General features: G+C 70.8%; 12 protein-coding genes. 8 read left to right on the forward strand and 4 right to left on the reverse strand.

Annotated features, from left to right (window positions below):
- Positions 1 to 25: 25 nt before the first annotated feature.
- Complete coding sequence (locus AB0L00_RS26755; RefSeq protein ID WP_364439495.1) at positions 26 to 565, reverse strand: CGNR zinc finger domain-containing protein; 540 nt, start codon at positions 563 to 565, stop codon at positions 26 to 28.
- 85 nt (positions 566 to 650) lie between these two features.
- Between AB0L00_RS26755 and AB0L00_RS26760 the strand changes: the two genes are divergently transcribed.
- Complete coding sequence (locus AB0L00_RS26760; RefSeq protein ID WP_364439498.1) at positions 651 to 806, forward strand: hypothetical protein; 156 nt, start codon at positions 651 to 653, stop codon at positions 804 to 806.
- Here AB0L00_RS26760 and AB0L00_RS26765 read toward each other — a convergent pair.
- Positions 803 to 1,147 carry a hypothetical protein gene (locus tag AB0L00_RS26765; protein WP_364439501.1) on the reverse strand — a complete coding sequence of 115 codons (345 nt, stop codon included), beginning with the start codon at positions 1,145 to 1,147 and terminating at the stop codon, positions 803 to 805. The genes AB0L00_RS26760 and AB0L00_RS26765 overlap by 4 nt on opposite strands.
- Before the next feature lie 432 nt (positions 1,148 to 1,579).
- Here AB0L00_RS26765 and AB0L00_RS26770 point away from each other — a divergent pair, with 432 nt between their 5' ends.
- The 6 genes from AB0L00_RS26770 to dapB all read left to right on the forward strand — a co-directional run bounded on the left by AB0L00_RS26770 (position 1,580) and on the right by dapB (position 9,402).
- Entirely contained in the window at positions 1,580 to 2,548 is a 969-nt protein-coding gene (locus tag AB0L00_RS26770; protein WP_364439504.1) for a bifunctional riboflavin kinase/FAD synthetase, read from the forward strand.
- Between the two features lie 238 nt (positions 2,549 to 2,786).
- Positions 2,787 to 3,056: a 30S ribosomal protein S15 gene (gene rpsO / locus AB0L00_RS26775; protein WP_252776688.1), complete on the forward strand. Its 270-nt coding sequence runs from the start codon at positions 2,787 to 2,789 to the stop codon at positions 3,054 to 3,056.
- A 217-nt stretch (positions 3,057 to 3,273) separates the two neighbouring features.
- Positions 3,274 to 5,631, forward strand: a complete 2,358-nt coding sequence (locus AB0L00_RS26780; RefSeq protein ID WP_364439507.1) for a polyribonucleotide nucleotidyltransferase — start codon at positions 3,274 to 3,276, stop codon at positions 5,629 to 5,631.
- Positions 5,628 to 6,956 carry a pitrilysin family protein gene (locus tag AB0L00_RS26785; protein ID WP_364439510.1) on the forward strand — a complete coding sequence of 443 codons (1,329 nt, stop codon included), beginning with the start codon at positions 5,628 to 5,630 and terminating at the stop codon, positions 6,954 to 6,956. Before AB0L00_RS26780 ends, AB0L00_RS26785 begins: the two co-directional genes overlap by 4 nt.
- Positions 6,957 to 7,103: 147 nt before the next feature.
- Positions 7,104 to 8,453 carry an NADP-specific glutamate dehydrogenase gene (gene gdhA, locus AB0L00_RS26790; RefSeq protein WP_364439513.1) on the forward strand — a complete coding sequence of 450 codons (1,350 nt, stop codon included), beginning with the start codon at positions 7,104 to 7,106 and terminating at the stop codon, positions 8,451 to 8,453.
- A gap of 211 nt (positions 8,454 to 8,664) precedes the next feature.
- Positions 8,665 to 9,402: a 4-hydroxy-tetrahydrodipicolinate reductase gene (dapB, locus tag AB0L00_RS26795; protein ID WP_364439516.1), complete on the forward strand. Its 738-nt coding sequence runs from the start codon at positions 8,665 to 8,667 to the stop codon at positions 9,400 to 9,402.
- A 48-nt stretch (positions 9,403 to 9,450) separates the two neighbouring features.
- On the opposite strand, the gene AB0L00_RS26800 is transcribed toward dapB, so the two are convergent.
- Positions 9,451 to 10,185, reverse strand: coding sequence for a hypothetical protein (locus tag AB0L00_RS26800; RefSeq protein WP_364439519.1), 735 nt, complete (start codon positions 10,183 to 10,185; stop codon positions 9,451 to 9,453).
- A gap of 160 nt (positions 10,186 to 10,345) precedes the next feature.
- On the opposite strand from AB0L00_RS26800, the gene AB0L00_RS26805 reads away from it, so the two are divergent.
- Positions 10,346 to 11,569, forward strand: a complete 1,224-nt coding sequence (locus AB0L00_RS26805; protein WP_364439521.1) for a PP2C family protein-serine/threonine phosphatase — start codon at positions 10,346 to 10,348, stop codon at positions 11,567 to 11,569.
- A 21-nt stretch (positions 11,570 to 11,590) separates the two neighbouring features.
- On the opposite strand, the gene mca is transcribed toward AB0L00_RS26805, so the two are convergent.
- Entirely contained in the window at positions 11,591 to 12,433 is an 843-nt protein-coding gene (gene mca / locus AB0L00_RS26810; protein WP_364439533.1) for a mycothiol conjugate amidase Mca, read from the reverse strand.
- Between the last annotated feature and the right edge of the window lie 162 nt (positions 12,434 to 12,595).

Below are 12,595 nucleotides of genomic sequence, written 5' to 3' on the forward strand. Positions count from 1 at the left end.
CGTCGCGCGCACCGCGAGGCGGACCTCAGTCGGCGGTGCGGCGGCGGGCGCGGTAGGCGGCGACGTTCGTGCGGTTCGCGCAGGCGTCGGAGCAGAAGCGCCGCCGTCCGCCCCGTGAGTCGTCGGCGTACACCCGGTCGCAGTCCGCGGCCGCGCACACGCCGATCCGGTCGAGGCCGTGGTCGCACAGCAGCTCGGCGAGGTTCATCAGCGTCGTCGCGCGGACCCGGTGCGCCAGCTCGACCTCGGGCGGCGCGAAGTGGACGTGCAGCCCCAGCTCGTCGTGGTCGGCCAGGTGCGGGTGCATCGGCACGTCCGACAGCAGCCCGTTGAGCAGCGTGACGGCCGCGTCGAGGCTCTCGGCCTCGAAGAAGGGGCGCAGCGCCCGGGCCCAGGGCCGCAACGCCGCCGCGGTCGCCGGGGTGAAGCGCTGCACGAAGAATCCGTGCTCGGCGAGGACCGCTCGCAGCGCGTCGTCGCCGGCGTCCCCGTCATGGCTCGTGACCGCGTTGACGAGCGCGGCGGCGGCGCCGACGCCATGGCTCTTGTAGCCCGTAATCCGCATTGCCGCATTTTCCCGTATATGAGAAGCTGTAAGCGTCTTCTCAATCTAAAGACTTACACGACGCGACGCATAGGTGGAATCCCTCGTGAGCGAGTGCCCGACCTGCGGCTGGCCCGGCTCGGACGTGTACGAGGTGCTGTCCCGGCACCTCACATCGGAAGGCGTCGTGACCTATAGCCGGTGCGTCTGCGGCGAGGTCCAGGTCCGCCTGCGCCCGTACGCGGCCGATCGTCCGGTCTAGGCGAGCGTCTTCAGCCGCGGCCGGAGCCGGTCCCAGGACACGCGCTGACCCCGGCAGATCCAGATCGGCCGGCCCTGCTCCTCGTTGTGGATCCCCACACCGTCGTCCACGCGCCCGGCGACCCGGACGTCCGACCAGTACGGGGTGAGCTGCTCTCGGGACGCCCGCACGACGATCACCGGAGCACCGTCGTCCGCCGGCCGGCCGAGGTACCACATCCCGTTGTGGCCGCTGTAGGCCTTCGGGAGGCCGTACGCCGCGCCGTACCGGTCGATCGCCCCGGCGACGCCGTAGTCGCCCGCCAGGATGACGTAGCCCGGGCGGTACACCTTGGCGACCACAGCCGTACGAGCCCGGCGATCCAGATCGGCGCCGTGAAGACGCCCGTGTCGATCACCTGCCAGGGTAGGAAGCCCAGCCGGCCGCCATCGGTGCCCTTGGCCGCGATGACCCGGCCCATCTCGAGCTGCGGCCAGCCGTGCCGGGCCTGCCACCACAGGCCCGGCAGCGCGGCGAGCACGGCGACCGCCGCGCCGACCGCGTACAGCGGGACCAGCGGCGGTTGGTCCGGGTACCCCCACGCCGGATGGGAGCCGATGACGCGGAAGTAGAGTTCGTCGCGGTGATAGCCGTATCGGGCGCTCAGTGCGGTCAGTACGACGCCGACCGTCAAAACGGGTCTCCAGGCGAGGGGCATGGCCTGATCATGAGCCGGAACCGATCCGCTGTCACCGGTGTGGCAGGCTTGGGACGACCGCGAAAGGGGTGGACAGGTGCGACGCTGGCATGGCCTCGACGAGGTTCCCGCCGACTGGGGCAGGTCCGTCGTCACCATCGGGGTGTTCGACGGGGTGCACCGGGGACACCAGCGCATCGTCGCCCGGGCCTCGGAGTTCGCGCGCGAGCTGGGACTGCCCGCGGTGGTGATCACTTTCGATCCGCATCCGGACGAGGTCGTCCGTCCCGGCACGCACCCGCCGCTGCTGTGCTCGCCGAAGCGGCGCGCCGAGCTGCTCGCGGGCCTCGGGGCCGACGCCGTGATGATCCTGCCGTTCACGCTGGAGCTGTCCCGGATGGGGCCCGACGAGTTCGTGCAGTCGGTCCTCGTCGACCGGCTGCACGCGGCCCGCGTCGTGGTGGGGGAGGACTTCCGCTTCGGCCACAAGGCGCGCGGTGACGTCGCCCTGCTGCGGGAGCTGGGCGACAAGTACGACTTCGAGGCGGAGGGCGTCCCGCTGGTCGCCAACGGTGAGCCGATCTCCTCGACCCGGATCCGTGAGCGGCTCTCCGCCGGAGACGTCGACGGCGCGGCGCAGCTGCTCGGCCGCCCGCACCGGGTGGAGGGCGTCGTCGTACGCGGGGCGCGGCGCGGCCGTGAGCTCGGCTTCCCGACCGCGAACCTGGAGACGCCGTCGCACACGGCCATCCCGAGCGACGGGGTGTACGCCGGCCACCTCAACTGCGCCGGCTACGGGCGGGCGCGGAACGACGACTCGGCCGGGTTCCCGGACGCCTGCTGGCCGGCGGCGATCTCCATCGGCACGAACCCGACGTTCGAAGGGGAGGAGCGCACGGTCGAGGCGTACGCCCTGGACCGCGACGACCTCGACCTGTACGGCGAGCACGTGAGCGTCGACTTCGGGGTCCGGTTGCGGGACACGCTGAAATTCGACTCGATCGAATCCCTGATCGAGCAGATGCGCCGCGACGTCGAACGCGTCCGGGAGATCACCGGTTCCTGACCGGGCGGAGGCGTCGGGGGAACATCCCGGCGGACACCCGCGTTAGCTTGGTAATGGGCTGCCCGGCATGACGTGGTACCGTGATTTGCCGCTGGGGAAGTGACCGGCAGTAGTCGGCTGCCCCGCGCAGGGCGATACGGCTCACCCGAGTCGTGGCCCCTCCACCCGGGAGACTGTGGGTACGCATGGTTCCCGGGTGTGTCCCAGATGATCGCGTACCCGAACGAGAAGGAGAGCCGTGTCGCTGGACACCGCCACCAAGAAGCAGATCATGGCCGAGTACGCCACCGTCGAGGGTGACACCGGGTCGCCCGAGGTTCAGGTCGCGCTGCTCACCAAGCGGATCAACGAGCTCACCGAGCACCTGAAGACGCACAAGCACGACCACCACAGCCGTCGTGGCCTGCTTCTGATGGTCGGCCGCCGCCGTCGTCTTCTGGGATACCTCCAGAAGAAGGACATCAACCGGTACCGGCAGCTGATCGAGCGCCTCGGCCTCCGCCGATAGCGTCCGGGAGGGAGCGGCGTATGCCGCTCCCTCTCTTCGTATAACTCCAGATACCCGCGGCCGCCCCGTACGGTGCGCCGGGCGCCGGTCCTCGGTAGTGGCCCTCGGATCATGAGACGGATCCGACGGCTTCGATCGAAGACCGGCACCTCTTACCAGAGCGCCGCACCTCCGGGTACGCACTGCGGGTTCACCACACCCGAGGAGGTTTCACATCGTGGATGGTGTGAAGAGCGCCGAAGCCGTCATCGACAACGGCAAGTTCGGCGAACGCAAGATTCGATTCGAGACGGGCCGACTCGCCCGTCAGGCGTCCGGTTCGGCCGTCGCCTACCTCGACGACGAGACGATGGTGCTGTCCGCCACCACCGCGTCGAAGAAGCCGAAGGAGAACCTCGACTTCTTCCCGCTCACCGTCGACGTCGAGGAGCGCATGTACGCCGCCGGGCGCATCCCCGGCTCGTTCTTCCGCCGCGAGGGCCGGCCGAGCGAGGACGCCGTCCTCACCTGCCGGCTGATCGACCGGCCGCTGCGCCCCTCGTTCAAGAAGGGCCTGCGCAACGAGATCCAGGTCGTCGAGACGATCCTGGCCCTGCACCCGGACCACCTGTACGACGTGGTCGCGATCAACGCCGCGTCGATGTCGACGCAGCTCGCGGGCCTGCCGTTCTCCGGCCCGATCGGCGGCGTGCGCGTCGCGCTGATCGAGGGTCAGTGGGTGGCGTTCCCGACCCACTCGGAGCTGGAGAACGCCACGTTCGACATGGTCGTCGCGGGCCGCGTGCTCGAGGACGGCGACGTCGCGATCATGATGGTCGAGGCCGAGTCGACCCCCAGAACGCTCAAGCTCATCGCCGACGGCGCCGTCGCGCCGACCGAGGAGACGGTCGCGGAGGGCCTGGAGGCCGCCAAGCCGTTCATCAAGGTGCTCTGCCAGGCGCAGAGTCGGCTCGCCCAGGAGGCGGCCAAGGAGACGGCCGAGTACCCGATCTTCCTGGACTACCAGGACGACGTGTACGCCGCCGTGGAGGCCGCGGTCCGCACCGAGTTGGCCCAGGCGCTGACGATCGCCGGCAAGCAGGAGCGCGAGAACGAGCTCGACCGCGTCAAGGCCCTGGCGGCCGAGAAGGTCGGCCCGGACTTCGTCGAGCGCGAGAAGGAGATCGGCGCCGCGTTCCGCGCGCTGACCAAGAAGCTGGTGCGCGAGCGGGTCATCGCGGAGAAGGTCCGCATCGACGGCCGTGGTGTGAAGGACATCCGCCAGCTGACCGCCGAGGTCGGCGTCGTGCCGCGCGTGCACGGCTCGGCGCTGTTCGAGCGCGGCGAGACCCAGATCCTGGGCGTCACGACGCTGAACATGCTCCGCATGGAGCAGATGATCGACACGCTCAACCCGGAGCGCACCAAGCGCTACATGCACAACTACAACTTCCCGCCGTACTCCACCGGGGAGACCGGCCGCGTGGGTTCGCCCAAGCGGCGTGAGATCGGGCACGGCGCCCTCGCCGAGCGCGCCCTGATCCCGGTGCTGCCGACCCGCGAGGAGTTCCCGTACGCCATCCGGCAGGTCTCGGAGGCGGTCGGCTCGAACGGCTCCACCTCCATGGGCTCGGTCTGCGCCAGCACGATGTCGCTGCTGTCCGCCGGCGTCCCGCTGAAGCAGATGGTCGCCGGTATCGCGATGGGCCTGATCAACGAGGGCGACGAGTACGTCACGCTGACCGACATCCTCGGCGCCGAGGACGCCTTCGGCGACATGGACTTCAAGGTCGCCGGCACCCGTGACGTGATCACCGCGCTGCAGCTCGACACCAAGCTCGACGGCATCCCGGCGACCGTCCTGGCCGCCGCGCTCAAGCAGGCCAAGGGCGCCCGGCTGGCGATCCTCGACGTCATGCAGGAGGCCATCGAGGCCCCCGGCGAGATGAGCCCGAACGCGCCGCGGATCATCACGATCAAGGTCCCGGTCGACAAGATCGGCGAGGTCATCGGCCCCAAGGGCAAGATGATCAACTCGATCCAGGACGACACCGGCGCCGAGATCACCATCGAGGACGACGGCACGATCTACGTCGGCGCCACCGACGGCCCGTCCGCCGAGGCCGCGCGGCAGGCGATCAACTCGATCGCCAACCCGCACATGCCGGAGGTCGGCGAGCGCTACCTCGGCACCGTGGTGAAGACCACCACGTTCGGCGCCTTCGTGTCGCTGCTGCCCGGCAAGGACGGCCTGCTGCACATCTCCCAGATCCGCAAGCTGCACGGCGGCGCGCGGATCGAGAACATCGACGACGTCATCAAGGTCGGCGACAAGGTCCAGGTCGAGGTCACCGAGATCGACCCCCGCGGCAAGCTGTCGCTGGTGCCGGTCGAGGTGGTCGAGCGGGAGGCCGCGGCCGCGGAGGCCGGCGGCGCCGGCGACGAGGCGGCGGCCCCGTCGTCCGACGGCGGCGAGACCGCCCAGGCCGAGCGTCCGGAGCGCCGCGAGAGCCGCGACGGGGGTGAGCGCCCCCGCCGGCGTCGCACCCGCAGCGGCGGCGGCAGCGGCCGCGGCGACAGCGACCGCAACTCATGACGCTTCTCGCCAGGGAACAGGAGCCCGGCTCCACCTTCGTCGTTCACCCCGGCGCCGACGGCGCCGGGGTGGTCCGGCGGACGGTCCTGCCCGGCGGGCTGCGCGTCGTCACCGAGACCGTGCCCACCGTGCGTTCGGTGGCCTTCGGCATCTGGGCCGGCGTCGGGTCGCGTGACGAGTCGATCGAGGACGCCGGCGCCAGCCACTACCTCGAGCACCTGCTCTTCAAGGGCACCCGCAAGCGCACCGCGCTGGAGATCTCCTCGCTGATGGACGCGGCGGGCGGCGAGATGAACGCCTTCACCGCCAAGGAGTACACCTGCTACTACGCGCGGGTGCTCGACTCCGACATGCCGCTGGCCATCGACGTCGTCTCCGACATGGTGACGGACTCCCTCATCGAGCCGCAGGACGTCGACGCCGAGCGCGGGGTGATCCTCGAAGAGATCGCCATGCACGACGACGACCCCACCGACGCCGTGCACGACGAGTTCTCCGCCGCGCTGTTCGGCGACACCCCGCTGGGGCGGCCGATCCTCGGCACGGTCGAGTCGATCAGCGGGATCGGCCGGGACCGCATCGCGCGGTACTACCGGGACCGCTACGTCCCGCAGAATCTCGTCGTCGCGGCCGCCGGCAACGTCGACCACGACGAGGTCGTGCGCCTGGTCGAGACGGCGTTCGCGGGCGTGCTCGGCGACGCCGCGCAGCTGCCCAGCGCCCCGCGGATCGGCGGACCCGGCGCGTCTCCCACATCGGGCGTACGCTCGATCGTCCGCCAGACCGAGCAGGCGAACCTCATCCTCGGCACGGTCGGGATCACCCGCGTCGACGAGCGCCGGTTCGCCCTCGGCGTGCTGAACGCCGCGCTCGGCGGCGGGATGTCCTCCCGCCTGTTCCAGGAGATCCGGGAGAAGCGCGGGCTCGCGTACTCGGTGTACAGCTACAACTCCCAGTACGCCGACACCGGCATCTTCGGGGTGTACGCCGGGTGCCTGCCGGCCAAGGTCGACGAGGTCCTCGCGATCTGCCGCGACGAGGTCGCCAAGGTGGCCGAGCACGGCATCACCGAGGAGGAGCTCGAACGCGGCAAGGGCCAGCTGCGCGGATCGTTCGTGCTGGGCCTGGAGGACACCGGGTCGCGGATGAGCCGCATCGGCAAGAGCGAGCTGGTCTACGACAGCCTGCTCTCGGTCGACGACATCCTGGGCCGCATCGAGGCCGTCACGCTGGACGACGTCCGTACGGTCGGCCGCGAGATCCTGGGCCGCCCGATGACGATGACCGCCATCGGGCCGTTCGAGGGCCGCGACTTCACGCTCTGACACACGTCCTCGAGAGGGGTTCTGAGACTGCGACGGCCTCAGGACCCCTCTCTGGCGTTCGCCTGATGACTTATCCTGGCGAGCGCCCGGCCGCAAAGGATCTTACGATCGCCGAGCGGCGGCAGAACGGCAGAGAGGAACGGCGGCGTGCCCGGTCTGGACGAGAAACTGCTTGAGATCTACGACGAGGTGTTGCGCCGCAACCCCGGCGAGGACGAATTCCACCAGGCAGTGCACGAGGTCCTGACCAGCCTCGGTCCGGTCGTCGCCAAGCATCCCGAGTACGCCGACGCGGCCGTGATCCGCCGGCTGTGCGAACCCGAGCGGCAGATCATCTTCCGCGTTCCGTGGGTCGATGACACCGGCGTGGTGCAGATCAACCGGGGCTTCCGGGTGGAGTTCAACTCCGCGCTCGGCCCGTACAAGGGCGGTCTGCGCTTCCACCCCAGCGTCTACCTCGGCATCATCAAGTTCCTCGGTTACGAGCAGATCTTCAAGAACGCACTCACGGGCATGCCGATCGGCGGTGGCAAGGGAGGCTCGGACTTCGATCCGAAGGGCCGCTCCAACGGCGAGATCATGCGGTTCTGCCAAGCCTTCATGACCGAGCTCTACCGGCACCTCGGCGAGTACACCGACGTTCCCGCGGGCGACATCGGGGTCGGTGGCCGCGAGATCGGTTACCTGTTCGGCCAGTACAAGCGGATCACCAACCGCTATGAGTCCGGTGTCCTGACCGGCAAGGGCCTGAGCTGGGGCGGTTCCCAGGTACGCACCGAGGCCACCGGCTACGGCACGGTGTTCTTCGTCGAGGAGATCCTCCGGACCCGCCAGGACTCCTTCGACGGCAAGAAGGTCGTGGTGTCGGGCTCCGGCAACGTGGCCGTCTACGCGATCGAGAAGGTCCAGCAACTCGGCGGAACCGTGGTGGCCTGCTCGGATTCCGGTGGCTACATCGTCGACGAGAAGGGCATCGACCTCGGACTGCTCAAGGACCTCAAGGAGGTCCGCCGCGCTCGCATCTCCGAGTACGCCGAGATCCGCGGTGACGCGGTCGAATACGTTGAGGGCCGCTCGGTGTGGGAGGTTCCCTGCGATGTCGCCCTGCCCTGCGCCACGCAGAACGAACTCAACGGCACCGACGCCGCGACACTGATCCGGAACGGATGTGGGGTCGTCGCGGAAGGCGCGAACATGCCCTGCACCCCCGAGGCCGTCCAGCTCTTCGCCGACGCCGGCGTGATCTTCGCTCCGGGCAAGGCCGCCAACGCCGGAGGCGTCGCGACCAGCGCGCTGGAGATGCAGCAGAACGCTTCCCGAGACTCCTGGACCTTCGACCACACCGAGCAGCGTCTCGCGGACATCATGCGCGGCATCCACGACCGCTGCCTGGAAATGGCCGACGAGTACGGCAGCCCCGGCAACTACCTCGCCGGGGCCAACATCGCCGGATTCACCCAGGTCGCCGACGCCATGCTCGCACTCGGCGTCATCTAGAGCGGCTTCGCGGCACCGGCGCTTCGGCCGCGCGCCCGCTGCTCAGATCCAGCCCTGGCGGGCGGCGAGGGCGCCGGCCTGGAAGTGGGTCTTGGCGCCGAGCGCGGAGGCCAGGCGCGGGGACCCGTGGCCTGTCCCTGGCCCGGTCCGGGACGCGGTCGTCCGGGGCTCGGCGATAGGCTCGGCTGCGCAACCGGACCGGGAGGACGTCGTGATCAAAGTCGGGGTGCTGGGGGCGCGTGGGCGCGTCGGGGCTGAGCTGTGCCGGGCGGTCGAGGCCGCAGAGGACCTGGAGCTGGTCGCGGCGGTGGACGCCGGGGACGACCGGGCACCCCTCCAGGCCGCCGAGGTCGCCATCGACTTCACCCATCCCGACGCGGTCATGGACAACCTGCGCTGGCTCATCGAGAACGGCGTGCACGCCGTCGTGGGCACCACCGGGTTCGACGACGAGCGGCTCGCGACGGTGCGCGGCCGGCTCGCGGAGCGGCCCGGTACGAACGTCCTGATCGCTCCCAACTTCGCCGTCGGCGCGGTGCTGATGATGAGCTTCGCGCAGAAGGCCGCGCCGTTCTTCGACTCGGTGGAGATCGTCGAGCTGCACCACCCGAACAAGGCGGACGCCCCGAGTGGCACGGCCCGGCGCACCGCCGAGCTGATCACGGCCGCGCGGGAGAAGGCCGGTGTGGGCCCCTCTCCGGACGCGACCACGACCGGTCTGGACGGAGCGCGCGGCGCCGACGTGGACGGCGTCCACGTGCACGCCGTCCGCCTCGCCGGGCTGATCGCGCACCAGGAGGTGCTGCTGGGCGGGCACGGGGAGACGCTGACGATCCGGCACGACTCGCTCAGCCGCGAGTCGTTCAGCCCCGGCGTGCTGCTCGCCGTCCGCCGCGTCGCCGAACTGCCCGGCCTCACGATCGGGATCGAGTCGCTGCTCGGCCTCTAGGGCTCATCTCAAAGCCGCGCAGTAGGACAGCGGGCTTTGAGACAGGGCCTAGGCGTTGAGGCGGGTCAGCAGGGTCGCGACCAGGGCCTGGACGGACTCGCGGGAGCCGCGCCGGAGGTAGGCGCGGACGCGGCCCAGCACATCGACGCGCGTCCCGTGGCCCAGGCCCGCCCGCAGGTGCAGGGGACCGGAGCGGCCCGGCGGCCCGAACCACCAGGCGGCCTCACGGGTGTGCCGCCGCAGCACCTCGCCCGCGTACGCCCCGGCGAGCACGATCAGGTCCCCGTCGGAGAACTTTTCGTCCTCGTCGTCGGCGCGCAGGCCGTGCAGGCGCCGCCGCTCCTCCAGCGCGTCGTCCAGGAGCACGAGCGACTCGACCGAGCCGTCCAGCCCGTGCAGGGCGGCGAACTCGGCCGCGTTCGCGCCCTGCAGGGCGCCCAGGTCCGGTGTGCCGTCGAGCAGGTTGGGATGGCGGGCCGGGCGTCCGGTGGCCGGGCGGGGGCGCAGGGGACTGCCGATCGTCGCCGCGATGTCGCGGTCCCACAGGAACTGCAGCACGCTCTCGGGCGGCTGGCCGGTGCTGTGCACCAGAACGGTGGAGCGGTGTCCCTCGCTGCCGAGCCGCTCGGCGTGCGCCAGTGCGCCCGCCACCTTGATCATCAGCTGGACGTACTCCAGGGCCTCGCGGTCCGGCGCCCAGTCGTCCGCCACGAGCCACAGCCCCTGGTCGCCGCCGGGGGGACCTGTCACGAGGTCGGCGCTGTCGAGGTCGGCGAGGCCCACAGGATGAACTCCGTACGGGGGAAGTGTTCGCTGCGGCGAACATTGTCGCGCCGTTGGGCATCCGGTGCACTTCGACCCGCCGTGCACCGGGGACTAAGGCGGCCCGGGAGGTCCGCCGCACCGTTTCACCGCGAACGCGGCAGGGTAGGCGGTCAACGAGATGGACGAGTTGGTAGGAGAGGTCCTCTCGGAGGTGCTGAACCGCGCGCACCTGCTACGGCCGGGCGCGACCGCGCAGATCATCGCCGAGGAGGGACGCCCGCTCGGCGTCCGGGACGCGACGATCTACCTTGCCGACCTGGAGCAGGAGTACCTGCGGCCGATGCCGCGTCCGGACGGCCGGCTGGTGCCGGCCCTGCGGATCGACTCGACCGTCGCCGGGCGGAGCTACCGGGCCATCGAGATCCGGCGCGGCCCGGCGGACGAGGGCGGATCGCAACTGGTGTGGCTGCCGCTCATGGACGGCAGCGAACGGCTGGGCGTGCTGGAACTCCTCGTCGAGGATCTGAGCGAGGAGGCGCTGGACTGGTGCCGGGCGTTCGCCTCGCTGGCGGGCCTCATGGTCGTCAGCAAGAGCCACTACAGCGACACCCACGCCCAGGTCCGGCGGAGCCAGAAGATGGCGCTGCAGGCCGAGATGGTGTGGGCGTTCATGGCCCCGCCGACCTTCGCCACCGAGGAGGTCGTCGTCGCCTGCGCGATCAGGCCGGTCTACGGGGTCGGCGGAGACGCCTACGACTACTCGCTGGTCGGTGACCATCTGCACGTCTCGGTCCTCGACGCGGTCGGGCACGACCTCCCGGCCGGGCTGATCGCCAGCGTCGCGCTGGCCAGCTGCCGCAACACCCGTCGCGCCGGCGGAGAGCTCGCCGACATGGTGGCGTACGCCGACCACGCGATCGTCAGCCAGTTCGGCACGTCCCGGTTCGCCACCGCGCTGCTGTGCGACCTCGACGTCGGCACCGGCCTGTTCAGCTGGGTTCCCTGTGGGCATCCGCCACCCCTGTTGATCCGGGGGAACAAGGTCATCAAGGAGCTCTTCCACCGGCCACGGCTGCCGCTCGGCCTGGGGAGCGACCGGAACGGGCCGGACCTCGACGAGAGTCCGCCCGTCTACACCGAGCAGCTCCAGCCGCAGGACCGGCTGCTGCTCTACACCGACGGCGTCATCGAGGCACGGGCGGCCGACGGCAGCCAGTTCGGCGTGCGGCGCCTCGGCGACTTCGTCATCCGCCACGGCGCGGCCGGCCTGCCCGCTCCCGAGACGTTGCGCCGCCTCAACCGCGCCATCCTCGACTTCCAGCACGGCCGGTTGGCCGACGACGCCACCACCGTGCTCGTGGAGTGGCGGCCCGGGAACCTGAGGCCGAAGTACGCGTTCTGACGCCGGTCCTCGGCCACGCGCTCAGCGGCCGGGACGCAGGCCGGCGAACAGGTCCTCCTCAGGCAGCGTGACCGCGACGTGGGAACGGGCCAGGTGGTAGTCCTCGGTGGGCCAGACCCGGCGTTCGACGTCGCGGTCGTGGAGCATGAAACCGGCGTTCGGGTCGATCTGCGTGGCGTGCGCGAGCAGCGCCCGGTCCCGGACCGCGAAGTACTCCGCGCAGGGGACGCGCGCGGAGAACTCGGGCGCGGGGGCGTCGTCGGGGAACTCGGCCAGCACGTCGCGCATGGCGGAGTCGAGGCCGCAGGCGGTCATGGCGTCGTGCAGGGTCTGGAACCACGCCTTGGACAGGGCGCCGTGGTAGTAGAGCTTGGCCGGCCGCCACGGCGTACCCGCCTCGGGATGGCGGCCGGCGTCCCCGGCGGCGTCGAAGGCGGCCGCGGTGACCTCGTGCGTCCTGACATGGTCGGGGTGCGGGTAGCCGCCGGTCTCGTCGTAGGTCACGATCACGTGTGGGCGGAACTCGCGGATGAGGGCCACGAGCCGTCCGGTCGCCTCCTCCAGCGGCGTGCGGGCGAAGCAGCCGTCGGGCAGCGGCTCGCCGTCCTCGGGCAGCCCGGAGTCGACGAATCCCAGGAACCGCTGCCGGACTCCGAGGATCCGCCGGGCGGCCTCCATCTCGGCGCGCCGGACGGCGGCGAGGTTCTCCCGGACGCCGGGCCGGTCCATGGCTGGGTTGAGCACGTCGCCGCGTTCCCCTCCGGTGCAGGTGACCACCAGGACGTCCACGCCTTCGGCGGCGTACTTGGCCAGTGTCGCCGCGCCCTTGTTGGACTCGTCGTCGGGATGGGCGTGCACGCTCATCAGGCGAAGCGGTTCGCCGGGGGTGATGCGCAGATTCACGGCTGCCTTTCATCGGTGAAGTCCGCCAGGCGGCGGAGGAACGCGGTCGTGGTGGGAAGCGGCGGGCCGGCCGGAGGCGCTCACTCACCGGACCGGGCCCACGCCCGCGCTCGGGAGCGCGGG

This window comes from Actinoallomurus sp. NPDC052308, assembly GCF_040679195.1.
Classification (GTDB): domain Bacteria; phylum Actinomycetota; class Actinomycetes; order Streptosporangiales; family Streptosporangiaceae; genus Actinoallomurus; species Actinoallomurus liliacearum.